At 63.2% G+C, this 22,275-nt stretch carries 23 protein-coding genes; 14 read left to right on the top strand and 9 right to left on the bottom strand.

Features of this window, described 5'->3' with window-relative positions; all coding sequences use genetic code 11:
* The first annotated feature begins 14 nt into the window (after positions 1-14).
* The 4 genes from fabF (at position 15) to gmk (ending at position 4,316) form a co-directional block, all read left to right on the top strand.
* Entirely contained in the window at positions 15-1,277 is a 1,263-nt protein-coding gene (gene fabF, locus NKI08_RS17350; protein ID WP_352454402.1) for a beta-ketoacyl-ACP synthase II, read from the top strand.
* Between the two features lie 93 nt (positions 1,278-1,370).
* Positions 1,371-2,597 (top strand): endolytic transglycosylase MltG, encoded by a 1,227-nt coding sequence (gene mltG, locus NKI08_RS17355; protein ID WP_352471094.1) that lies wholly within the window; start codon positions 1,371-1,373, stop codon positions 2,595-2,597.
* 138 nt (positions 2,598-2,735) lie between these two features.
* Entirely contained in the window at positions 2,736-3,626 is an 891-nt protein-coding gene (locus NKI08_RS17360; protein ID WP_352471095.1) for a YicC/YloC family endoribonuclease, read from the top strand.
* Between the two features lie 33 nt (positions 3,627-3,659).
* Positions 3,660-4,316 carry a guanylate kinase gene (gene gmk / locus NKI08_RS17365; RefSeq protein WP_023677701.1) on the top strand — a complete coding sequence of 219 codons (657 nt, stop codon included), beginning with the start codon at positions 3,660-3,662 and terminating at the stop codon, positions 4,314-4,316.
* Here gmk and NKI08_RS17370 read toward each other — a convergent pair whose 3' ends face one another.
* The 7 genes from NKI08_RS17370 to lptF all read right to left on the bottom strand — a co-directional run bounded on the left by NKI08_RS17370 (position 4,317) and on the right by lptF (position 12,363).
* Positions 4,317-4,610, bottom strand: coding sequence for a DUF1330 domain-containing protein (locus tag NKI08_RS17370; protein ID WP_352501853.1), 294 nt, complete (start codon positions 4,608-4,610; stop codon positions 4,317-4,319).
* A gap of 74 nt (positions 4,611-4,684) precedes the next feature.
* Positions 4,685-5,518 (bottom strand): 16S rRNA (adenine(1518)-N(6)/adenine(1519)-N(6))-dimethyltransferase RsmA, encoded by an 834-nt coding sequence (gene rsmA / locus NKI08_RS17375; RefSeq protein WP_352771086.1) that lies wholly within the window; start codon positions 5,516-5,518, stop codon positions 4,685-4,687.
* Positions 5,519-5,585: 67 nt separating this feature from the next.
* On the bottom strand, positions 5,586-6,605 hold the full coding sequence (gene pdxA / locus NKI08_RS17380) for a 4-hydroxythreonine-4-phosphate dehydrogenase PdxA (RefSeq protein WP_352771088.1): 1,020 nt from the start codon (positions 6,603-6,605) through the stop codon (positions 5,586-5,588).
* A 12-nt stretch (positions 6,606-6,617) separates the two neighbouring features.
* A complete protein-coding gene (locus tag NKI08_RS17385; RefSeq protein ID WP_352453231.1) occupies positions 6,618-7,544 on the bottom strand; it encodes a peptidylprolyl isomerase in 927 nt (308 codons plus the stop codon).
* Positions 7,545-7,661: 117 nt separating this feature from the next.
* A complete protein-coding gene (locus NKI08_RS17390) occupies positions 7,662-10,079 on the bottom strand; it encodes an LPS-assembly protein LptD (protein WP_352453232.1) in 2,418 nt (805 codons plus the stop codon).
* On the bottom strand, positions 10,079-11,164 hold the full coding sequence (lptG, locus tag NKI08_RS17395) for an LPS export ABC transporter permease LptG (RefSeq protein ID WP_023677695.1): 1,086 nt from the start codon (positions 11,162-11,164) through the stop codon (positions 10,079-10,081). The genes NKI08_RS17390 and lptG overlap by 1 nt, the downstream gene beginning before the upstream one ends.
* Complete coding sequence (lptF, locus tag NKI08_RS17400) at positions 11,161-12,363, bottom strand: LPS export ABC transporter permease LptF (protein WP_352471099.1); 1,203 nt, start codon at positions 12,361-12,363, stop codon at positions 11,161-11,163. Before lptF ends, lptG begins: the two co-directional genes overlap by 4 nt.
* Before the next feature lie 354 nt (positions 12,364-12,717).
* Between lptF and NKI08_RS17405 the strand changes: the two genes are divergently transcribed.
* The 5 genes from NKI08_RS17405 to NKI08_RS17425 all read left to right on the top strand — a co-directional run bounded on the left by NKI08_RS17405 (position 12,718) and on the right by NKI08_RS17425 (position 17,385).
* Positions 12,718-13,884 (top strand): flavin-containing monooxygenase, encoded by a 1,167-nt coding sequence (locus tag NKI08_RS17405; protein ID WP_352771091.1) that lies wholly within the window; start codon positions 12,718-12,720, stop codon positions 13,882-13,884.
* A gap of 73 nt (positions 13,885-13,957) precedes the next feature.
* A complete protein-coding gene (locus NKI08_RS17410; protein WP_352771186.1) occupies positions 13,958-14,341 on the top strand; it encodes a VOC family protein in 384 nt (127 codons plus the stop codon).
* Positions 14,342-14,390: 49 nt separating this feature from the next.
* On the top strand, positions 14,391-15,887 hold the full coding sequence (locus tag NKI08_RS17415) for a leucyl aminopeptidase (RefSeq protein WP_352471102.1): 1,497 nt from the start codon (positions 14,391-14,393) through the stop codon (positions 15,885-15,887).
* Positions 15,888-15,925: 38 nt separating this feature from the next.
* Positions 15,926-16,375 (top strand): DNA polymerase III subunit chi, encoded by a 450-nt coding sequence (locus NKI08_RS17420; RefSeq protein ID WP_352771093.1) that lies wholly within the window; start codon positions 15,926-15,928, stop codon positions 16,373-16,375.
* Between the two features lie 92 nt (positions 16,376-16,467).
* Positions 16,468-17,385: an aminoglycoside phosphotransferase family protein gene (locus tag NKI08_RS17425; protein WP_352771095.1), complete on the top strand. Its 918-nt coding sequence runs from the start codon at positions 16,468-16,470 to the stop codon at positions 17,383-17,385.
* 37 nt (positions 17,386-17,422) lie between these two features.
* Here NKI08_RS17425 and NKI08_RS17430 read toward each other — a convergent pair whose 3' ends face one another.
* Positions 17,423-17,887, bottom strand: a complete 465-nt coding sequence (locus NKI08_RS17430) for a carboxymuconolactone decarboxylase family protein (RefSeq protein ID WP_352771097.1) — start codon at positions 17,885-17,887, stop codon at positions 17,423-17,425.
* Positions 17,888-17,972: 85 nt separating this feature from the next.
* Between NKI08_RS17430 and NKI08_RS17435 the strand changes: the two genes are divergently transcribed.
* The 5 genes from NKI08_RS17435 (at position 17,973) to NKI08_RS17455 (ending at position 21,562) form a co-directional block, all read left to right on the top strand.
* Complete coding sequence (locus NKI08_RS17435) at positions 17,973-18,644, top strand: TetR/AcrR family transcriptional regulator (protein ID WP_352771099.1); 672 nt, start codon at positions 17,973-17,975, stop codon at positions 18,642-18,644.
* 4 nt (positions 18,645-18,648) lie between these two features.
* Complete coding sequence (locus NKI08_RS17440) at positions 18,649-19,260, top strand: hypothetical protein (protein ID WP_352771101.1); 612 nt, start codon at positions 18,649-18,651, stop codon at positions 19,258-19,260.
* Positions 19,257-20,105: a 23S rRNA (adenine(2030)-N(6))-methyltransferase RlmJ gene (locus NKI08_RS17445; protein WP_352771103.1), complete on the top strand. Its 849-nt coding sequence runs from the start codon at positions 19,257-19,259 to the stop codon at positions 20,103-20,105. Before NKI08_RS17440 ends, NKI08_RS17445 begins: the two co-directional genes overlap by 4 nt.
* Positions 20,106-20,230: 125 nt before the next feature.
* Positions 20,231-20,683, top strand: coding sequence for a hypothetical protein (locus NKI08_RS17450; protein WP_352739653.1), 453 nt, complete (start codon positions 20,231-20,233; stop codon positions 20,681-20,683).
* A 126-nt stretch (positions 20,684-20,809) separates the two neighbouring features.
* Positions 20,810-21,562 (top strand): sulfite exporter TauE/SafE family protein, encoded by a 753-nt coding sequence (locus NKI08_RS17455; RefSeq protein ID WP_352617666.1) that lies wholly within the window; start codon positions 20,810-20,812, stop codon positions 21,560-21,562.
* Positions 21,563-21,600: 38 nt separating this feature from the next.
* Here the strand turns inward: NKI08_RS17455 and NKI08_RS17460 are convergent, their stop codons facing one another.
* Positions 21,601-22,236: a TetR/AcrR family transcriptional regulator gene (locus NKI08_RS17460; protein WP_352617669.1), complete on the bottom strand. Its 636-nt coding sequence runs from the start codon at positions 22,234-22,236 to the stop codon at positions 21,601-21,603.
* Positions 22,237-22,275: the final 39 nt, after the last annotated feature.

A 22,275-nucleotide genomic window follows, 5' to 3' on the forward strand; every position in this document is an offset into this window, starting at 1 on the left:
GGGGAGGACCTGCGATGAGGCGTGTCGTCGTCACGGGCCTTGGGCTGCTTTCGCCGTTCGGCATGGGCTTCGAGCACAGCTGGAAGGAGCTTCTGACCGGCCGCAGCGCAGCCAAGCGCATCACCGAATTCGAGGTGGAAGATCTTGCCTGCAAGGTCGCCCACGTCATTCCGCGCGGTGACGGCTCCAATGCCACTTTCAATCCTGAAGCCGTTCTCGAGCCGAAGGAACTGCGCAAGATCGGCGACTTCATTCTGTACGGGATCGCGGCCGCCGACGAGGCACTCAAGGATTCCGGCTGGCAGCCGAAGACGCATGAGGAACAGTGCGCCACGGGCGTGCTGATCGGTTCGGGCATCGGCGGCATCGAAGGCATCGCCGAGAATGCGATGATCCTCAAGGAACGCGGTCCGCGCCGCATCAGCCCATTCTTCATCCCTGGCCAGATCATCAACCTCGTCTCCGGTCAGGTCTCGATCCGGCATGGGCTGAAAGGCCCCAACCATGCCGTCGTCACCGCTTGCTCGACCGGTGCGCACGCCATCGGCGATGCCGCCCGGCTGATCATCTGGGGCGATGCCGACGTGATGGTCGCAGGCGGCGCCGAAGCGCCGGTGACGAGACTGTCGGTCGCCGGGTTCGCCGCTTGCCGCGCGCTCTCCACCGAGCGCAACGATGCGCCACAAACGGCCTCACGCCCCTATGATCGCGATCGCGACGGCTTCGTCATGGGCGAGGGCGCCGGTGTTGTCGTGCTCGAGGAGCTCGAACACGCCAAGGCCCGCGGCGCCAAGATCTATGCCGAGGTCACCGGCTACGGTCTGACCGGCGACGCCTATCACATCACCGCGCCTGCCGAGGACGGCGACGGCGCTTTCCGTTGCATGACCGCGGCGCTGAACCGGGCGAAGCTGACGCCGGCCGATGTCGACTACATCAACGCGCACGGCACCTCGACCATGGCCGATACGATCGAACTCGGCGCCGTCGAGCGGCTGGTCGGCAACGCCGCCTCGAAGATATCGATGTCGTCGACCAAATCGTCGATTGGCCACCTGCTGGGCGCGGCTGGTGCTGCCGAGGCGATCTTTTCGATCCTCGCCATTCGCGACAACATCGCGCCGCCGACCATCAATCTTGACAATCCGGAGCGCGAAACGGCGATCGACCTGGTGCCGCACAAGCCGCGGGCCCGGCAGATAGACGTGGCGCTGTCCAACTCCTTCGGCTTCGGTGGCACCAACGCCTCGCTCGTCTTCCAGCGCTACAATGGCTGACCGCTCTGCCGGTTTCCGTCTGCCGTCAATTTTGCCATATTCGCCCCTACTCTGCCCGAGGGGATTCGTCGCAAGATCAAATGGTAGGGCGCTATGAACACAAATCCGGCCGATAACGGGGAATTCGGGCAACGGCCAGCAACGCCCACGCCCGGCCCGATCGTGCCGAAGACGGCCAGCGAGGCGTTGCGGCCCGAGGCCGGCACGCCGCCGCCGAAGCGCTCGCGTGCCTCGCGCAGCCAGTTCGTCGTGTTCATGAACTTCGTCATCTCTTCGGTGATGCTGATGGTGCTGGCGGCAGGCGTTGCGCTGTATTTCGGCAAGCAGGAGTTCAACGAGCCCGGCCCGTCGGCCAATGGCGACACTTTCCTGGTCAAGCCGAATAGCGGCGTCCAGGAGATCGCCGACCAGCTTGAGCGGCGAGGGCTGATCAGCGACGCCCGCATTTTCCGCCTTGGCGTGCGCGCCTTCGGCAATGATTCCGCCCTGAAGGCCGGCGAATACGAGATCAAGCCGCAGGCGTCGATGCACGATATCATGGAACTGCTGAAGAGCGGCAAGTCGGTGATGTATTCGCTGACCATCCCCGAGGGGCTGACGGTCGAGCAGGCGCTGCAACGGATCGCCGAGCAGGACGCGCTGACCGGCGATATGCCGTCGACCACTCCACCTGAGGGCAGCCTCGCCACCGACACGCTGCGTTTCACCCGCGGCGCAACACGCCAGCAGATGGTCGACAAGCTTCTGGCCGACCAGAAGAAGCTGGTCGACGAGGTCTGGCAACGCCGAGCGCCGGATCTGCCGATCGCCAACGTTGAGGATTTTGTCACCCTGGCCTCTATCGTCGAGAAGGAGACCGGCAAGGGCGATGAACGCTCGCGCGTAGCCGCCGTCTTCCTCAACCGGCTGGCCAAGGGTATGCGGCTGCAGTCGGACCCGACCATCATCTACGGCCTGTTCGGCGGCAAAGGCAAACCCATCGACCGCCCGATCTATCAGTCGGACATCCAGAAGCCGACGCCCTACAACACCTATCTGATCAACGGGTTACCGCCGACGCCGATCGCCAATCCCGGCCGTGCGGCGCTGGAGGCTGTCGCCAATCCGTCGAAGACCAGCGATCTCTACTTCGTCGCCGACGGCAGCGGCGGGCACGTCTTTGCCTCGACGCTCGATGAGCATAACGAGAATGTCGCTCGCTACCGGGCACTGCTGAAAAAGCAGGCGCAGGACGCCGCCAAGGCCGGAGCAACCAATACCGGAGCCGACACGCCGGCGGGAGCCATCGTTGACGATGCAGGCCCCACCGCCGCCCAGTAGGGCCGGACGCCATCAGTTTGGCCCTGTGCATATCCGGGTGGATGTGCAAGGGCTGCCATGGCATTGAAATTCACATGGTCCTGTCCGGAGAAAATCGCTCCGGCTTGAGGGGCATTCGGCAAAGGGACGCACGGCTACATGAACTTGCAGAGCATGACCGGTTTTGCGCGCAGTGTCGCCGAACACGACGGCACTTCGATTGCCTGGGAAGCCAAGTCCGTCAACGGCAAAAGCGTCGAGGTCAGGCTGCGGCTGCCGCAAGGTTTCGACCGGTTGGAGCCGGCCGTCCGGCAGACGGTGCAGAAGCGTTTTGCGCGCGGCAATTTCCAGATGACGCTGACCATTGGCCGCGCCGCCGGCGCGCAAGCGCAACCCGTGGTCAACGAGGCTTTCCTGAAGGATCTGGCGGGCTTGGCCAAGCGGCTGCAGGAGCAGTTCGGAGTAGCCCCTGCGGCGGCCGACGGCCTGCTTGCGCTGCGCGGCGTCCTCGACATTCCCGAAACCATCGAAACCGAAGAGGCGCGCAGTGCGCTCGATACCGCAATACTGTCGGCGCTGGAAGCAGCACTGAACGGGCTGCACCAGGCGCGCCAGGGCGAAGGTGCGGCACTTCGTTCCCTGCTGTCCGGCCATATCGATGCCATCGAGGCGCTGACGCTGCGGGCCGAGGCCGATCCATCACGCGAACCGGCCACGATCCGCGAAAGGCTCGCCGAGCAGATCCGCCTGTTGATGGACGCGTCTGCCAACCTGGACGCCAGCCGGCTGCATATGGAAGCGGCGTTCCTGGCCACCAAGGCCGACATACGCGAGGAGATCGACCGGCTGAAGACACATGTGGCGTCAGGCCGGGCGCTGCTCGGCGGCGGCGGCGCCATCGGCCGCAAGCTCGATTTCCTGGCACAGGAATTCAACCGCGAATCGAATACGCTGTGTTCCAAGTCGAATGCTGCCGCGGTCACCGCCATCGGGCTGGAACTGAAGGCGGTCGTCGACCAGTTTCGCGAACAGGTCCAGAATCTGGAATGATCCCGATGCCAAGCCACATGACTGCCAAGCCCCATGACCGCTAGGGATGTGGGTTCCCGCATTCGGCGCCGCGGGCTGATGCTGGTCTTGTCGTCGCCGTCAGGCGCCGGCAAGTCGACGATTGCGCGCAATCTGCTGGAGAGCGATTCCAGCCTGGAATTGTCGGTCTCGGTCACCACGCGGCCACGCCGCGGCAGCGAGATCGAGGGCGTCCATTACCACTTCCGTACCATGCGCGAGTTCGAGCGGCTGCGCGATTCCGATGCGCTGCTCGAATGGGCGGAGGTGCACGGCAATTGCTACGCGACACCGCGCGAGCCGGCTGAACAGGCGCTGGCCGAAGGCCGCGACATGCTGTTCGACATCGACTGGCAAGGCGCTCAGCAGCTCAAGGAGAAGATGCGCGCCGACATCGTCTCGATATTCATCCTGCCGCCATCGATGAAGGAATTGAAGGCGCGGCTGAAGCGTCGCGCCGAGGACCAGGAAGCGGTGATCGAGACGCGGCTCAAGAACGCCCGCAACGAGATCGAGCACTGGAAGGAATATGATTTCGTCATCGTCAACGACGATCTCGACCGCGCTTTCGCCGAGGTGCGCGGCATCGTCACCGCCGAACGGCTCAGACGCGATCGCCGGCCCGGCCTGTTCGATTTCGTCTCGGGGCTGCTTGACGAGAAGACGGATTGATCAACGCGCTATCCCCTCGACCAGCATCAGATTGCGGCTGAGCGCGGCGTCGCGCAGCTCCAATGCAGCGGCGTATTCGGCCGAGCGATACCAGCGCCGCGCCGTGTCCATGTCGGGGAATTCGACGATGATCAGCGGCCCGGGAGACCAGTCGCCTTCCAACATTTCCACCTTGCCACCGCGTACCAGATAGCGCCCGCCGTGCTGGGCGATGGAGGCAGCCGCGCGGATGCGATAAGCTTCGATCGCCTCTGCGTCGCGGATCGTGACGTCGGAAATGACATAGGCGGCCATTGCTTGTCTCCGGGCAGGTTTGTCCGGCTATCTATGCCGTGAGAGCGGAAATTCCACGCAGACGCGTCCCGGCATCACACCGCGTTGGTCAGGCGAACGAACTCCTCGACGCTCAGCGTCTCGGCGCGCCTGGTCGGATCGATGCCGGCACGGGCAAGCAGCGCCTCGCCGCCGAGGCTTTTCACGCTCTGCCGCAGCATTTTCCGGCGCTGGCCAAACGCCGCTTCGGTGACGCGGCTGAGCCGTTTCACCTCTGCCGGCAAGGGGCTGGCGCGCGGCACCAGATGCACGACCGAGGACGTCACCTTGGGTGGCGGCGTGAACGCCTGCGGCGGCACGTCGAAGGCAATCCTCGCCTCCGTCCGCCAGCCTGCCAGCACGCCGAGCCGACCATAGGCATCGCTGCCGGGGCTGGCTGCAATGCGTTCGGCGACCTCGCGCTGGAACATCAGTGTCATCGATGTGTAGAAGGGCGGCCACTCGGTAACGGTCAGCCAGCGGATCAGCAATTCGGTGCCGATATTGTAGGGCAGGTTGGCGACGATTTTCGCCGGCCCGCCGCTTTCCCCTTTAGCAAGCGCTGCAAAATCGGCTTTCAGCGCATCGCCGGCTACGATCTCTAGCCGGCCCGGATAGTGGTTCGAGATCTCGGCCAAGGCCGCCAGGCAGCGCTCGTCGCGCTCGATGGCGACGACCCGCCGGGCGCCGTTGAGGAGCAGGGCCCGGGTCAGCCCGCCCGGACCGGGACCGACCTCGATAACCGTAACGTCGCTCAGGTCGCCGGCGGTTCGCGCAATCTTGCTTGTCAGGTTAAGGTCGAGCAGAAAATTCTGGCCCAGCGCCTTTTTCGCCTGCAGCCCATGGCGCTCGATCACCTCGCGCAGTGGCGGCAGGCCGTCTATGCTCATCGGGCTGGGCTCATCAGGCGGGCTCATCGGGTTAAGGCCATCGAATATGGCTGATTGGGCTCAGGGCCTACGGCCTTTTCCCGGTATCGGCAAGAACGCGAGCGAGTTTCAGCGCTGCAATCAGGCTGCCGGCACGGGCGATGCCCTTGCCGGCGATGTCGAAGGCGGTGCCGTGGTCGGGCGAGGTGCGGACGAAGGGCAGGCCGAGTGTGACGTTGACCGCCTCGTCAAACGCCAGCGCCTTGGCCGGGATCAGCGCCTGGTCGTGATACATACAGAGCGCCACGTCGTAGCCGGCGCGGGCGCGAGCATGAAACAGCGTGTCGGCCGGCAACGGCCCGAAGGCGTCGATCCCTTCCTGCCTCAGCCGGTCGACCGCCGGGCGCACGATCCGCTCGTCTTCGGTGCCCATGGTGCCGCCTTCGCCGGCATGCGGGTTGAGGCCGGCAATGGCGAGCCGCGGCTTGGCAATTCCGAAGCGGTTCGCAAGGTCGGCGGCGGTGATGCGGCCGGTGGCGACGATAAGGTCCGTGGTCAGCGCTTTCGGCACCTCGGCCAGCGCGATGTGGATGGTGACCGGCACGGTGCGCAGGTCCGGTCCGGCAAGCAGCATCACCGGTATCACTTCGGTGCCGGTGTGAAGCGATGCCAGATGCGCCAGATATTCGGTGTGGCCGGGAAAGCGAAAGCCGGCGTCGTAGAGCGGCTTCTTGGCAATGGGGCAGGTGACGACTGCGGCGGCGCGGCCGGCCAGGCAGTCGGCAACTGCGCGGTCGATCGCCTCGATGATGCCGGCGGCGTCGGCTGGATCCGGGCGGCCGGGACTGTCGACGAAACGGGCAGCAAGCGCCACCACCGGCAGCGCGCGCGAAAACACCCCCGGCGCTAACGCCGGCGTCGTCTCGGCAATCGCGATATCGGTGCCGAGCCTGTGCGCTCGCGCGGCAATCAGTGCCGGATCGGCAAGGAGATAAAATGACGGAACGCCAGCGCTTTCGCGGGCCTGCCAAGCAGCGATGGCGATGTCCGGCCCCACGCCGGACGGATCGCCGACGCTCAACGCCAGCGGAAGCTCTGCGTCAGCCACGGCGCGTCGACTTCAGCGCTCGATTATGCGGGCTTTCTTCCGCAACTCCTCGACATATTTCTTCGAGAGTTCGTCGGCGTTCTTGTCGCTCGAACCTTCACTCTGGAACACCATCTGCGCGGCTTTGTCGTCTGACACTTCGCGCGACGAGCAGATGCCGATGAATTCGACACCGCGGTCGGTTTCGCGCGTCGTGGTGGCGCCGCCGACCTTTGTAGCCTTTATCTGCTCGGCCCAGTCCGCCGGCAATTGCGGCGCCAGCACCCGGCCGAGATCGCGAACGGTGACATCGATCAGGCCCTTGGCGAATTCGCGCGTGGTGTTGCAGCCGTTGAAGCGGGCGCGCATAGCGTCGGCTTCGCGTTTGCGCTTGGCCAGCGTCGCGCTGCGCTCGGCCGCCGGCACCACGAAGATGACCTGCTGCAGCATGTACTCTGTGGCGCTCGGTTTGCTGCCGCCTTTTTCGAGCATGCGCTTGACGAGGTCCTGCTCGCTCATGGCGCCGCCGCCGTCGCTAGAACGGTGACGCGCCGTCAGCGCCTGGTTCCAGGCCATCTGCGCCCGGATAAAGTCCTTGAAATGCTCCTTGGTGACGCCGGATTGCGCCATCGCGCCGTCAAGCTGCTTGAGCGGCATCTTGTTGCTGGTGGCGAAACGCTGATAAGCGGCATCGACCTGCTCGTCGCTGATGCGGATGCCGAGCCGCCGGGCTTCGGCCAGGCGCAGCGTCTGGTCGATCATTTCCTGGCCGGCATCGCCCTTTCTGTGCTGCAGGCGCAGGAAAGCGGCCCGATGCTGGATGTCGCCGGTGGTGATCGGTATATTGTTGACGACGTATTTGATCTCGGTGGCGAAAACTGGCCGTGTCACCGCGGTGGTCGAGAACGCCACCAGCAGCGCGAACCCTGCCGAAAAGAGGTATTTCCTCATCGAAAGCATCCCAATTCCATCCCGATTCAGCCGAACCTATCCCAGTTCAGGCCGTCAAAATTCGTGCCTGCTCTATGCGGCGAAACAATGTCGTCCGCCAGCCGCCCCGTTGCCGACCGCTGCCCGTTATTGAATGGTGTCGATGGAGCGTTGCGACGAGCCGAAATCGCCGAGCGTGCGGAACGACAGGTTGAAGCCGACGTTCTGCGATACTTCCTTGGTGTTCAGGTCACGTCTTTCCGAAAACGTCATCAAATAGGTAAAGCACGAATCACTATAGGCAAAGCCGACCCCGTCCTTGACCAGAACGCTCTGCTCCAGATCATATGTGCCGGTGCCAAAGACGCGCCAATTCTCGGCAAGATGTGTCGAGGCGCCGAGCGTAACCTCATGGCGATCGGTTGAGAAGCCATAGAGTGGCTGCGCCTGGATGAAGGCGTATTTGGCGCTCAGCGATACCGGCAGGCCTGAAAAGGCGGCCTTTACCTCAGCGCGGCGGATCTCGAAGCTTTGCTCGTCGAAACGGCCGCTGACCGAGCCGGAAAACCCGCTGGGGCTGTTGAAGCCGACAAGGCCGACATAGTCGGAGGTTGCAGTTTCAAGGCCTGAATAGGCGCCGACATTGACCAGGTCCGGCGTGCCGAACGAGTTCTGGCCGCCCAGCTGGTAGGATTGGCCGAACACCGCATTGGTGCCCCAGCCATTGTCATATGCGCCGGAATAGCGCAGCCCGACATTGGCGCGTGTGCCGCCTTCCATGCGGTCATAGCCCGAGAATTTGTCGCGCTCGAACAGCGTCGTGGCGTCGAAGACGAAGCTCTGGGCGTCCTCGTTGGGGACCGCCAGCCCGCCGACATATTGCTCGTTCGGACGCATGAATACCTGCGCCATCGGTTCGAAGACATGGCTGGAACTGGTCATCGAAAACAGCACCGGCCAGCGCATCTCAAGGCCGGCGGTCGCCATGTAGCGGGCAAGCGATGAACGCATATCGTCCTCGACGCCGAGATTGGTCGCCATCTGGTTGACGGCGTCGAGCGAGGCCGAGGAGGCGTTGACGTAGCCGGCGTCGCCCCGCAGCGCCAGAAGCGGTGTCAGCAGCAGCCCGCCATCGGTGGTGAAGGTGCGCTTCCATTCGGCTTCCGCGGTAAGGCGCCCGGATTGACCGTCGATGCCGCGGACGTTGTTGACGGACGAAGGGATGCCCGAATTTGCAAGAGCCGTATCGAGCCTGTCGCGGTCAATGACCCGCGCGTTGACGTCGAACGACAGCTGCCCGCCGGCCACCGGCGTGTCGGGGATATAGGCGTAGTCGAGCGAGGGCAGCACCCAGGGCTGCTTGGCGGCGCGTGCAGTCGGATCGCTGGCGAGCGTGTCTTCCTGAACCTCAAAGTGCATGGCGCGCACGTCGAAGTAATTGCGATCGTTGAGCCCCGTCAGGTACACGTCGGAGCGGTGCACGCTATCGTTGAAGCCATCGATGTCGTAGGTGCGCGAGAAATTCTTATCGCTCTGCAGCAGGATGTCCCAGCCGAAGTCCCAGCGCGGGTTGATGGCGAACTGGCCCTGGGTGCCCATCATGCCGCGGAACCTGTTCGGGTCGCCTTCGGTACCCGAATTCACGTTGTGGCCATTGTCGTCGATGAAGGCGTCGGGATTCTCCTGCCGGATGCCCGCAATCTTCAGGCTGTACTGACCGTTGTTGAAGCGCTGCCTCCACTCGGCCTCACCGAGGAAACCTTGCTTGGTATAGCCGCTGCCAGTGACAGTGAGATCGTAGGTCGGCGAGAGCGCGAAATAATAGGGGACTTTAACACCGACGCCGAGATCGCTCTTGTAGGCGACGCCGGGGATCAGGAAGCCGCTCTTGCGCTTGACCGTTGGGTCGGCGATCTCGAAAGCCGGCAGATAGGCCAGCGGAAAGCCGAAGAACTCGAAATTCGAATTCTCGAAGCGAACCGTCTTCTTCTCGCCGTTCCAGATGATCTTCCTGGCCTTGATACGCCAGGTCGGCGCTTTGTCGGGCTTGTCCTCGCACGGCTCGCAGGCGGTGTAGACGCCATTGTGGAACGTCGTCAGCACGCCGCCCATGCGCTCCGCGCTTTCGGCGGCGAAATACGCCTTGTCTATGGTCTCGACCCGCAGCGCGTTGACGAAGCCGTCGGCGAAATCGTCAGTGATGTCGGCATGCTGCGAATAGATTTTGGTGCCGTCGCTATTGACGAGTTCGACATTGCCGCTGGCGACGAGGCGTTTGGTGTTGCGGTTGTATTCGACCCGCTGGGCGACGAGACGGTTGCCGCCGTAGTCGATCTGGACGCCGCCGACGGCCGTCACGGTCTGCTTGTCGTTGTCGTAGACCAGCGTATCGGCTGCCAGCAGCATCTGCGTGCCGCTCGGAACCTTCGTTGCCAGCTCACTGACGTCCTGGGCGAAAGCCGGAGCAACCGGGGCGGCGCTGGCAAGCAGGCATGCCAAGGCGCTCGCCGCAGAGAGGCGTGCCAAACCGGCGTGCCTATGGCTGCGCAAAACCGCCTCCCTCACTAGCCGTCTTCCTTGTATAGCAGGAATGTCACCCCGAAGAACATAGCCACGACAACCGGGACCCAAGCCGCTACGGCCGTGGGTACGAATCCCGCTACGCCGAATGCCTTGACCAGCACCGAAACGACATAAAGCAGAAACCCGGCCACGATGCCACCCAGAATCATCGTTGCCGACTGCCCCATCCTCGCAAATCGCATTGATACCGTTGCCGCAATCAGCGTCATCGCGACAAGCAGGAACGGCAGCGCAATCAGGGAATTGAACTGCATGGCGAAGGCATTTGCCTTGAGGCCGAAGGAGCGGGCCACTTCGATCTTGCCGGGCAGATCGTAGAAGGGAATGGTCTCAGGGCGCGCCAACCGCTCTTGCACGAATTCCGGCTTGAGATTGGTCGGCAGCCGATCGCTGGGTAACGACTGGATGGTACCGTCCCGGAACACCTTGACGTCCTGCAATTCCCAGTAGCCGTCCCGCAAGAAGGCGCGCGCCGCATCCTTGCGCTCGATGATGTCGCCTTGCGGGCTGAAGCTGAAGAAGACCGCGTCGGCCATCTCCAGGCCTTGATTGAGAATGGCGCGCGCGCCGATGATGGTGTCGCCGGCGTTGGTTTTCTGCCTGATCCAGGGCGCAGCATCGGCCGAGACGCTGTTCGACTTGCCCGAACGGAGCTGGGTCTCGATCTCCTCGGACCAGGAATAGGCGTGCGCGGCTACCGGATTGATGACGCCGACCGACAAGGCTCCAAACAGCAGCGCCCCGATGCAGCACGGCAGCAGGAATTGCCATGCGGAAACCCCGGCGGAACGGGCAATGACCAATTCGTATTTGCGGTTGAGCGACACCAACGTCGCCATCGCCGAGAACAGGCCGACGAACGGCACCGTCTGCAGCATGATCATCGGCATCCTGAGCCCCGAAATGGCGAACGCAGTTGCGTAGGTGAAGCCCGGCACGCCGGTCGTGCGGCCGGAAAGCTCGGTGAAATCGATCAGGAACACCAGCGCCAAGAGGCCGATGAAGAACCAGATGGTGATCGTCACATAGCGAAAGAAGAAGTACCGACCCAGAGTCCAGCCCATCAGCCGGCTCCCTGTCCGGATGCGCCACGCCCGGCAAAACGGAGCTTGATGGCGCTCCAGCCGTCACTGAAGCGGCCGGCAAGATTGGTTATCCAATCGGCCCAGGCAACCGGCAGTTCCATGGTCCGGTTGGAAACAATGAACCAGATGGCGATCGCCGATGCCACGATCGGGACGCCGTAGACCATATAGGCATATTGCGGCACCTTGTCGGCCTTGCCGGCGGCAAAGAACCCGAGCCAGCGCACGAACAGCGCGATCGCGATTGCCGTGATCAGCGGGTGCACACGCGCCTCGCGATGCGAGCGCGCATCTCCGGCAACGGCGAGCGCGATCAGCGCGAAGACGAGCGAATAGGACCACTCGGAAAAACGCTGGTTGAGTTCGGCCAGGTACCTGTTCGGCTTTTGCTGGTACATCTTGTCGTTCGGACTGGGATTGAGCAGATACTGGGTCGTCCGGTCCTTCGGCAAAAGCAGGATGTCAGATGATGCCGACATGAAAGCGGACAAGTCGAAGGCGTAGGAGGTGAACCGGATCACCGAGAGGTCGCCGGTCATGGTTTTGCGATGGATGACGCCGTCATTCATCATCAGCACCTTCTCGTCGCCGCGTTCGATGATGCTGCCGGTCTTGGCGTAGTAGATGAGATTGACGCCTTCTTCGCGCGAATCGGCGACGAAGATGCCGCCGAGGCGGTTGTCGGGAAGCCGTTCGCCAACCTGCAGGAACAGGCCGTCGTCGATCTTGCGGAAGGTGCCTTCCTGGATGATCAACGACAACAGATCGGCACGCGATGACGCAATCAACTCGCGGTTCTTCTGCCGTGCGTAAGGGTCGACGCCATTGTCGACGGCGAAGGAAAAAACGCTGGCTGCAAGTGCCAGAAGCATGATCGGCCTGACGATGGTCCAGCGTGAAGCGCCGGCGGCATTGATGACGGCCAGCTCCGAATCCGAATTCATCACGCTGAGGATCTGGGCGACCGCGACCACCAGGGCGAACGGCACGACGATCGGAACGATCGTCGGGATGATCAGCGCTGCGACTTCGAAGAAGGTGAGGGCCGACTGACCGCTATCGGTGACGAGGTCGATGCGGGCGAGCACCTGAGTCGTCCAGACGATCGCCAGCGTCCAGACGAGCGCCAGCGCGAATACCGCGAAAGCACGGCGCATGATGTAACGTTCAACGACCTTCATGAAGGCTTTTCTCGGCGATTTCGAACGGCATCATGCCTTGGAACAAGGTAGTCGTCCGGCGCCGGCTGCACAACTGGCTCAGTTTGGCGGTTCGATCTGGGTTCTGTCCCGGATCGCAAAATCCGCTGGGCCGGAGTGTCGGCGGCAATGGATAAGAAAGAGCGAACATTGTTGGTTAACAACAGGTTGCGGCGGGAAGCGGGGCCGTGCCGCGACGAATCGTGGATGGTTCGATATCGCATATGGGAGCGATTTCGGCCAAAGTCTTGTCAAATGCGGCAAAACGACCAAATGTCGCGCCGGTCGCGACCGCCGCGGCGTGATAAGACGGGTCAGGATCTGTTGAGTCCCAGCATGGAAGCGGAAAAATTGCGCGGTCAAACCGGTCGGGAAACGGTCTTTGACGGCGCGATCGTGGTCGGCGCCGGCGCGGCCGGCCTTGCCGCCGCCCACGCCTTGATGAAGGCCGGCGTACCGACGCTCGTCCTGGAAAAGGAGAGCCGGCTTGCTGAACCCTGGCATCGGCGGCACCAGCGGCTGCACCTCAATACGCATCGCGATCTCTCGACGCTGCCCGGCATCGGCTATCCCGCAGGCACCCCGGCTTTTCCGCATAAATCGGCCGTCATTCGCCATCTGAACGATTTCAGCCAGGCGCATGGTCTGCCGGTCGCATTCGGCGTTGCCGTTGAAGAGATCACGTTCGATGGCGATCACTGGACCGTGCGGACGAACGCCGGACGTCGTCTGGCGCGTCATGTCGTCGTCGCCACCGGGCGCGACCGGCAGCCGTTTATTCCTGCGTGGAAAGGCATGAAGGATTTTGCAGGCCGGATTATCCATTCGGCCGATTTTGGCGAGGCGAAGGACTACGTCGGCAAAAGGGTGCTGGTCGTCGGAGCCGGCAATTCGGGGTTCGACGCACTCAACCATCTTGCGAATGCAGATGCCCAAAGCATCTGGCTGTCGGCCCGCAACGGCCCGTCGCTGCTGCCGAAACGCATCGGCAAGGTCGCCGTCCACAGGCTTTCACCGTTGATGGCGAGCTTGCCGGTGCGGCTGGCCGATGCGGTGATGGCGACAACCCAGCGCCTGGTTTTCGGCGACCTGACGAAATTTGGGCTTCCGCCGGCTCCCATAGGCGGTGCGAGCCGTCTGAGCGCCGACTACACCGCGATCGCAGCCGATGACGGCGCGGTTCGCGCCATAAAGGCAGGCACGATCGTGGTGGTGCCACCATTGCGGGAATTTACCCACGACGGCATCGTATTGAATGACGGCAGGTCGATCACGCCCGATATCGTCATTGCGGCGACCGGCTATCGCACCGGTCTGGAGCAGATGTTCGGCAAGCTCGGCGTTCTCGACGGCAAGGGCGTTCCGCTTTTCAACGGCGGCGATGCCGATCCGAAATTGCCCGGTCTGTGGTTTACCGGCATGCGGCCGAGCATTCGCGGTTGTTTCGCTAACGCCCGCATTCAGGCCAGGGCGATAGCGGCGCGGATTGTCAAGCAGCGATGATGAGCCGGACTATGCCGACTGTTCCGCCCGCAATAGACACGCCTTGTTGAAAGGTGCTCGAACCGAAAGGTCAATGGTCATGACGCCAGTCAGCATTCGCTACATGGTCGATGATGTCGCCGCCTCGACCGACTTCTACTGTGGACATCTGGGCTTCGCTGTTGAACAGGACGCGCGACCGGCTTTTGCTTCCGTGACACGCGGCGCTTTACGGCTCCTTCTAAGCGGCCCCGGCAGTTCGGGTGCACGGGCGATGCCGGATGGCCGGCAGCCGGTGCCGGGAGGTTGGAATCGCATCCTGTTGGTGGTGCCGGACCTGAAAGAAGAGGTTGCGCGCCTCAAGAGTGCTGGACTTGTCTTTCGCAACGATATCATAACGGGCGTCGGCGGTTCCCAGACGCTGCTCGAAGATCCATCGGGCAATGTTATCGAGCTGTTTCAACCCGCCGCTCACTGACGAACGTTTCTCGCAATAATCCAACTCACTTCCCCGAAAGCAGGACATGATGAATTCGAGACCCTCGATCGCCTTTGCCAAATTCGCCGCGCCCAAAAAAGGCAGCGTTTTCGTTCTGGTGACCGACGAGGGCGGCCTCAGCGATGCCGCCAGGGCTTGCGATCCGGCAAAGACCCTCGAGCGGGCTTTTCCGGTCGCCGACTTCACCGGCAAATTCGCCAGCCTGGTCGAAGTGCTGGCACCGGAAGGGACATCGATCGAGCGGCTGGTGGCGGTCGGTGCCGGCAAGGGCTCCAATCTCGATGATTACGCCTGGCTGAAGCTCGGCGGCACGATTGCCGCATCCTTTCGCAAGGCAACCGAAGTGGCCGTCGTGCTCGATCTTCCCGGTGCGGCCGTCAGCGGCAGGCAAGCCGTTCAGCTTGCAGCGGGCATCCTGCTGCGCAGCTATTCCTTCGACAAGTACAAGACCAAAAAGAACAATGGTGACGACAGGCGCGAGCCAAAAAAGCCGGTCAAGGTGACTATTCACACCGCCGATCCGGCAGCTGCAAAGAAGGCCTTCGCCGATGAAGCGGCGGTGATCGACGGCGTCTTGCTGGCGCGCGATTTGGTCAATGAACCGGCCAATGTTTTGGGACCGGTGGAATTCGCCGCCCGCATCGCCGAACTGGAGGCGCTCGGCGTCACGGTCGAGATCCTGGCCGAGAAGGAGATGAAGAAGCTCGGCATGGGTTCGCTGCTGGGCGTAGCGCAGGGTTCGCCGCGTGGCGCCCGCATCGCGGTCATGCGGTGGGACGGCGGCAAGGCCAAGGAAAGCCCGGTCGCCTTCGTCGGCAAGGGCGTCACCTTCGACACCGGCGGCAATTCGATCAAGCCGGCGTCGGGCATGGAGGACATGAAGGGCGACATGGGCGGCGCTGCTGCCGTCACCGGACTGATGCACGCGCTGGCCGCGCGCAAGGCGAAGGTCAATGTCGTCGGCATTGTCGGGCTGGTTGAAAACGCCGTCGACGGCCACGCTCAGCGACCGGGCGACATTGTCACCTCGATGTCGGGTCAGACTATCGAAGTGCTCAATACCGACGCCGAGGGCCGCCTGGTGCTGGCCGATGCGCTCTGGTACTGCAACGACCGCTTCCAGCCGAAATTCATGATCAATCTGGCGACGCTGACCGGCGCCATCATGGTCGCGCTCGGCCAGCATTATGCCGGCCTGTTCTCCAACAATGACGAGTTGGCGGACCGGTTGACGGCGGCCGGACAGGCGACGCAGGAGCGGGTGTGGCGCATGCCGCTCGGTGCCGAATACGACAAGCTGATCGATTCCAAGAATGCTGACATGAAGAACATCGGCGGCCGCCATGGCGGCGCCATTATCGCCGCGCAGTTCCTGCAGCGCTTCGTCAAGGACACGCCCTGGGCGCATCTCGACATCGCCGGCACCGCGATGGGCGCGCCTTCCAACGAGATCAACCAGTCATGGGCTTCCGGCTTCGGCGTCAGGCTGCTCGACCGGCTGGTGCGCGATCATTACGAGCAATGAGCGGCTGGGGCGGGACTCCGACAATGTAGACTGAACGCATGGCCGAGATTCTGTTTTATCACCTGACCGAATCGACGCTGGAGGATGCGTTGCCCGGCCTCCTGGAGCGCAGTATCGATCGCGGCTGGCGTGCCGTGGTGCAGACCGGCACCGAGGAACGGCGCGACGCGCTGGACCAGCATCTGTGGACTTTCCGGGACGATTCGTTCCTCGCCCACGCAACGGATCGCGAAGCTCATCCGGCCGAGCAGCCGGTGCTTCTGACCGTCGGCCCTGACAATCCGAACCAGGCGCAGATACGCTTCCTGGTCGATGGGGCGGTGCCGCCGGAGCTTGGCGGCTACCAGCGCGCCGTGTTCCTGTTCGACGGCCACGATGCAGCCCAGCTAGAGGCGGCACGCACGCACTGGAAGATAATGAAGGAGGCCGGCCACACCGTGACCTACTGGCAGCAAACGCCCGACCGGCGCTGGGAGCGCAAGGCTTAGAGAATTTGCAGCCAAGTGGAATCACTGGCGCCGCAAGAGTGCGACGACAAATAGATGGACCGCCGGCTATTCAGAAGACCGGAGCAAGCCCGATGCCGCCCGATGAACGAACGCCAGGCATGCCGATAGATGCCGCACTTGTTCGCCGGCTGATTGCCGCGCAGTTCCCCAAATGGGCGGACCTGCCGGTAGAGACGGTCGAGCCTGGCGGCTGGGACAACCGCACGTTCCGGCTGGGCGACAGCATGTCGGTGCGGCTGCCGAGCGCTGCCGCCTATGTCGCCCAGGTCGAGAAGGAGCATCGCTGGCTGCCCCGCCTGGCGCCTCACCTGCCTCTGCCGATACCCGTGCCGCTGGCCAAAGGCGCGCCCGGGGAAGGCTATCCATGGCCTTGGTCCGTCTATCGCTGGCTTGGCGGCAGACCGGCGGCTGGTGGACTGATTGCCGATCTTACTGAGTTCGCCCGTTCGCTGGCCGGCTTTCTGGTTGCGCTCTACCGGATCGACGCTGCCGACGGGCCACCGGCAGGGCAGCATAATTTCCACCGCGGTGGCCGGCTTTCGGTCTACGACGCCGAGACCCGAGCCGCGCTCTCGGCGCTGGGCGGCCGAATCCACACGGCCGCCGCCGTGGCGGTGTGGGCGAGGGCCCTTGCCTCGCTATGGCATGGGCCGCCGGTCTGGGTCCATGGCGACGTCGCCTCGGGCAATCTGCTCGTCGAAGATGGCAAGCTCTACGCGGTCGTCGATTTCGGTAGTTCGGCTATCGGCGATCCTGCCTGTGATCTGGTGATCGCGTGGACGGAATTTTACGGCGAGAGCCGTCAGGCGTTCCGCGACGCCATTGCCCTTGACGAGCACAGCTGGGCGCGCGCACGGGGCTGGGCGTTGTGGAAGGCGCTGATCGTCGCTTCGGGACATGACGGCAACCAGCGCGAGGCGGAAAAATCGTGGCGGGTCATCGATGAGGTGCTGGCGGATCACACAAAACAGTCGAAGCGGGAAGGCTAATTCAGTCTGAACGCGTCCCGCTCTAATAACGAAAGCATTACTGCCCGCCCATCTCCTTCCTGAACGTATCGAAATCGACCTGCATGCCGTTGAAGATGGTGCTCCAATGGCGGGTCAGCGCTGAAACGGCGACCGCCTCCTGGATCTCCTCGTCGGTGGCGCCGGCGCGCTTGGCGTCCTGCGTATCCGACCAGATACAGTAGTTGCACGGGATTTGCGCCGCCACCGCCAGCGAGATCAGCGACTTGACCTTCGGCGGCAGCGCCGTCTTGTCGCTGAGCTGGATGGCCTTGACCTCGGCCCATGCACCGGGCAGACCGGCTTTCGGGAACTGCTTTACGAAACCGGGCACCCCGCCCATGGTCGACTGGATGTCCTTGACGGTCGCGTCATACTCATCGGCATAAGAAGGAGCTGCAGCCAGGGTCAGCACACAGGTGGCGGCGAGCAGGAAGCGGCGGATGGAAGAATGCGTTGATGAAAGAGTACGATAGGCAGACATGACATTCTCCTCTGGCGTTTGTTGGCCTTACGGTGTAAGGTAACGTCGAAAATGAACCTTACAGCGTAAGTTGTCAAGCGGCACCATGGACACATCGATCAAAAAAAAGCGACCGCGCGGCCGGCTGTCTCGCGAGATGATCGAGGATGCCGCTTTGAAGGTGATCGAGAGCGAGGGCCTCGCCGGGTTTTCGATGCGCAAGCTGGCGGCAGAACTCGGCTGCGAAGCCATGAGCATCTATCACCACTTTCCTTCGGTGGCGCACCTCTTCGAAGCCTTGGTGGATCGGCTGATCGGCTCCCTCGAAATGCCCGACGCGGACCTCCCTTGGCGACAAAGGTTACGCATTGCCGTGCAGGATTTCCGCCGCGTCGCGCGTGAGCACCCGGCCTTTGCCACGTTCCTTGTAACCTACCGGATGAATTCGCCGACCTGTCTCACTTGGCTGAACGGCATCCTTGGCCTGTTCGAGGCCGGCGGCTTCGGACCGCAACTGGGTGCGCGGCTGTTCCGCACCACCGGCTATTATCTGATGGGTGCCATCCTCGACGAGACTGCCGGCTATGCAAAGGGGCCTTCGGCCGTGACCATCGTCAGCGACGAGCAACTGGCGCAGGATTTTCCAAAAGTAGCTGCGGCCGGACGTTATTTCGGCACCGCCGAGTTCGACCGGACGTTTGATCTCGGCCTTGACATGCTCCTGGACGAAATGGAGAACGCCCGCGACTGCGCCAGCGCGCCGAACACCGGGTCTTGACGTCATGCGCTCCCTGTTCGCTCTGATACTGCTCATCGGTACCGGCATCGGCGTCGTCTATCCTTGGGCGATGACCAATTTCTCCGGCCATGAGATCGGCACCTGGCGGGTTTACGACCGGGGCCGGTTCAAGCCGGTGACCGTGCCCCTGAGCGCACGCGACGGGCCGCTACGCCTGCTGGTCGACCTTACGGCGAGAGCCGAGCGCATCGTCTCGCAGCAGCGCACTGTGTTGACCCTCACTGCCGCCACCGGCGGCAGGGCGGTGCTCGCCTCGACGCTGCAGTTCAATCACTCCGACAATCCGCGCCAGGTCAGCCCGCAACTGCCGGACAGGATCTTTCGCGACGAGGCCGGCCTGATCCCGACCATTACCCCTGGTTCCTACATCTTCACCGTCGGTCCGGGCGACGCCGAAGGCATTCCGATGCGGGCCGTCGATCTCGTCCTGCGCTCGGGTGCCGGCGAGGTCGACCGCCGGGCCCACCCGGTCGGTTTTTCCCTGATGGCGGCCGGCCTGGTCGGGCTGGTGCTGGCATTCCGTTTCGGCGGCCGCCGGCCGCAAAATCCAAACTCGCAGCCGCCACCGCCGCGCTGGGGCAGGGGCTCCAATTGAACTATCGCCACGCCTACCACGCCGGGAACTTCGCCGACGTCGTCAAGCATGTCGTGCTCAGCCGGCTGATCGAATATCTGAAGCAGAAGGACAAGGCGTTTCGGGTCATCGACACCCATGCCGGCATCGGCCGCTACGATCTGTCCTCGACCGAAGCGCAAAAGACGGGCGAATGGCAAGGCGGCATCGGCCGGCTGGTCGACGCCGCACTCGATGCGCCGGCGGCGGCACTGCTGGCGCCGTATCTTGAAGCCGTACGTTCGCTCAATCCGGACGGCGGCGTGAAAAAATATCCGGGTTCGCCGTTGATCGCCCGGCACCTGATGCGCAAGCAGGACCGGCTGTCGGCGGTCGAACTGCACCCTAAGGATGCCGCCAGGCTGAAGGCGCTGTTCGACGGCGACTTCCAGACCCGGGTGATCGAGCTCGACGGCTGGCTGGCCCTCGGCGCGCATCTGCCGCCAAAGGAAAAGCGCGGCCTCGTGCTCATCGATCCGCCTTTCGAGGAAGAGGGCGAGTTCGGTCGCTTGGTCGACGGGCTGCAAAGAGCCCATCGGCGCTGGCCAGGAGGGATTTACGCGCTGTGGTATCCGCTCAAGGACCGCAGGGCGGTCGCCGCCTTCCGCAAGGCGCTGAAGCAGACGGGCATTTCGAAGCTGCTCGACATCGGTTTTGAGATCAGGCCGGACGCCGTCGAGCCGAGCCTCGACGGCTGCGGCATGGTGGTGGTCAATCCGCCCTTCACGCTGGAAGGCGAGTTACGGACGCTGCTGCCGGCGCTGCACCGGCTGCTTGCACTTGAGCAGCCGTCGCATTGGACGCTGGACTGGCTGGCGGGAGAGTAGTTTGAGGGCGTGGCCCTGCCGTTCCGTCAGCGCAACCATCGTCACCACAACCACGGTCGCTACAACCGCTTGACCGCGCGTCAGCGAATCCGCACAGTGCGCGCAGTCGACCTTGAGAGGCTGCCATGACTCGCTTTGCCCAATCCGCCCTTGCCGCACTGCTCGCCTTTTGCACGCCGCTGGCCGCGCCTCTTGGCGTCACCCAGGCAGTCCAGGCGGCCGACCTTGCAATCTATACCGACGAGGATAGCGGCGTCTGCGGCGAGGCCTGGGTCCTGAACAAGATCACCGACCGCTTCTCCTATCAGGTGCATCATGTGCCGCATCTGCCCGACGTGCAGATCGTCGACTTCCAGCGCATCCACCAGCATCGCTATCTGCCGGCCGACGACATCTGGCCGATCGGCCGCCGTTATTGCGGCGCCACCGTCAGCCTCTCCGACGGCCGCGCCCGCACCATCTGGTACCTGATCGAGGAAGGCCAGGGCTTTGCCTCGATCGGCGACAATGTCGAATTCTGCGTCTCGGGCTTCGACCGCTGGATGGTCTATAACGGCCGCTGCCGCGTCCTGCGCTGACCAGCGCACTCGCTGATTCCGACTTTTTAGCACCGGCCACCTGATCGACCGTCACCGTTTCCATGCGGCGCAGCATTCGCGGGAAGCGCGATCTGCTGTCACGAGTTTGCGGGGAAACAGCACCACATGGATTCGCTTGTTTATACTGTTGCTCTCGGCGCGGTCGTTGCAGGCTTCGTCCAGGGGCTTTCCGGGTTCGCTTTCAGCCTGGTTGCCATGTCGATTTGGGTTTGGACCGTGGAGCCCCAGCTTGCTGCTGCCATGGCGGTCTTTGGGGCGCTCACCGGTCAGATCATCGCTGCCGTCACCGTCCGCCGGGGTTTTGATCTCAGGCTTCTGCTGCCCTTCCTGATCGGCGGGACCTTAGGGATTCCGGTCGGTGTCGCCATCCTGCCCTTGCTGGATGTGCAGTTGTTCAAGCTGGTCTTCGGCGCGCTGCTGGTCGTTTGGTGTCCCTTGATGCTCTTTGCGCGTCGCCTCCCTCCCATCACGGTCGGAGGTCCTGTTGCAGACGGCGCAATAGGTCTGGTCGGCGGCATCATGGGTGGACTTGGCGGCTTCACCGGCCCGGTTCCAACGCTGTGGTGCGTGCTGCGCCAATGGGAAAAGGACAGGCAGCGTATTGTTATCCAGAATTTCAACCTTGTGACCCTCTCCATGACGATGGCTGCCTATCTTGCGGCCGGAAAGATCAAGCTCGAAATGCTGCCGATGTTTGCCGTCGTCGCGCCGGCGATGTTGATACCGACACTCCTTGGCGCGAGACTCTACATCGGCGTTAGCGAGACGACTTTTCGAAAGATCGTCCTCACACTCTTGGCCGCATCAGGTGCGGCATTGTTGGCATCGTCCTTGCCGCACCTCATAATCCGGGTTTGAACGACACACAGAAATCCCGACTTCCGCCGTGCCATGCGCTATCGACCGATACGGCCCGCTCCCGATAGGTAGGCGCAGATCAGTTCGACGAGTTGCTTTTGCAGCTCCGGCGCGGCGAGCATGTTCCGGCGTGCCGCGTTGTGGATCACACCTTCGATCGCTGATGACAGCACGCGCGCCACGGCCTCCGTGTCGGCGCCTTTCCTTGGCTTGCGATAAGTGGCGACAGCAGTCGCATAGTGATTGAGGTATTGTGCCTGGAACGAAGCATGGGCGGCCCTGGAGCCGCGATCGCCCGGCGCCTTGTCGAGCAGCACCTGATGTAGTGTCGGGTGAATGCTGTGCGCGGCGATCATGCCGCGCACCAGCTCCTGCGCGAATTTCCTGAGCGGCTTTTGGTCTTCCGCCGAATCGCGAATGACTGACAGCACATGATCGAAGTGACGGCGCCGGACGGCGGCGAGCAGGGAAAGCTTGTCGGGAAAATACTGGTAGAGCGTGCCGATGCTTACACCTGCTGTCTCGGCAACCTTGTTGGTGGTGAAGCCGGCCCACCCCAGCCCGCTCAGAACATGAGCCGCCGCCTCGATGATCGCCTCGACGGTTGCCCTGGAACGCGCCTGGCGCGGCTGTTTGCGCATGCGCGGATGCGGTTTTGCAATGCGAGTAGACACGTTCGCCCATTCTCCTGAAAATATAAACAACATACTCGC

Source organism: Mesorhizobium sp. M0768 (assembly GCF_040320195.1).
Taxonomy (GTDB): Bacteria; Pseudomonadota; Alphaproteobacteria; order Rhizobiales; family Rhizobiaceae; genus Mesorhizobium.

Excerpts from the sequence above, each read along its gene's own strand:
- NKI08_RS17425 (WP_352771095.1), top strand. The coding sequence starts at position 16,468 with ATGCCGCCCGATGAACGAACGCCAGGCATGCCGATAGATGCCGCACTT.
- NKI08_RS17430 (WP_352771097.1), bottom strand. The coding sequence starts at position 17,887 with ATGTCTGCCTATCGTACTCTTTCATCAACGCATTCTTCCATCCGCCGC.
- rsmA (WP_352771086.1), bottom strand. The coding sequence starts at position 5,518 with ATGAGCATAGACGGCCTGCCGCCACTGCGCGAGGTGATCGAGCGCCAT.
- NKI08_RS17405 (WP_352771091.1), top strand. The coding sequence starts at position 12,718 with ATGGAAGCGGAAAAATTGCGCGGTCAAACCGGTCGGGAAACGGTCTTT.
- mltG (WP_352471094.1), top strand. The coding sequence starts at position 1,371 with ATGAACACAAATCCGGCCGATAACGGGGAATTCGGGCAACGGCCAGCA.
- NKI08_RS17360 (WP_352471095.1), top strand. The coding sequence starts at position 2,736 with ATGAACTTGCAGAGCATGACCGGTTTTGCGCGCAGTGTCGCCGAACAC.
- fabF (WP_352454402.1), top strand. The coding sequence starts at position 15 with ATGAGGCGTGTCGTCGTCACGGGCCTTGGGCTGCTTTCGCCGTTCGGC.
- gmk (WP_023677701.1), top strand. The coding sequence starts at position 3,660 with ATGACCGCTAGGGATGTGGGTTCCCGCATTCGGCGCCGCGGGCTGATG.
- NKI08_RS17370 (WP_352501853.1), bottom strand. The coding sequence starts at position 4,610 with ATGGCCGCCTATGTCATTTCCGACGTCACGATCCGCGACGCAGAGGCG.
- NKI08_RS17420 (WP_352771093.1), top strand. The coding sequence starts at position 15,926 with ATGGCCGAGATTCTGTTTTATCACCTGACCGAATCGACGCTGGAGGAT.
- NKI08_RS17415 (WP_352471102.1), top strand. The coding sequence starts at position 14,391 with ATGAATTCGAGACCCTCGATCGCCTTTGCCAAATTCGCCGCGCCCAAA.
- NKI08_RS17385 (WP_352453231.1), bottom strand. The coding sequence starts at position 7,544 with ATGCTTTCGATGAGGAAATACCTCTTTTCGGCAGGGTTCGCGCTGCTG.
- NKI08_RS17455 (WP_352617666.1), top strand. The coding sequence starts at position 20,810 with ATGGATTCGCTTGTTTATACTGTTGCTCTCGGCGCGGTCGTTGCAGGC.
- lptF (WP_352471099.1), bottom strand. The coding sequence starts at position 12,363 with ATGAAGGTCGTTGAACGTTACATCATGCGCCGTGCTTTCGCGGTATTC.
- NKI08_RS17440 (WP_352771101.1), top strand. The coding sequence starts at position 18,649 with ATGCGCTCCCTGTTCGCTCTGATACTGCTCATCGGTACCGGCATCGGC.
- NKI08_RS17450 (WP_352739653.1), top strand. The coding sequence starts at position 20,231 with ATGACTCGCTTTGCCCAATCCGCCCTTGCCGCACTGCTCGCCTTTTGC.
- NKI08_RS17435 (WP_352771099.1), top strand. The coding sequence starts at position 17,973 with ATGGACACATCGATCAAAAAAAAGCGACCGCGCGGCCGGCTGTCTCGC.
- NKI08_RS17410 (WP_352771186.1), top strand. The coding sequence starts at position 13,958 with ATGGTCATGACGCCAGTCAGCATTCGCTACATGGTCGATGATGTCGCC.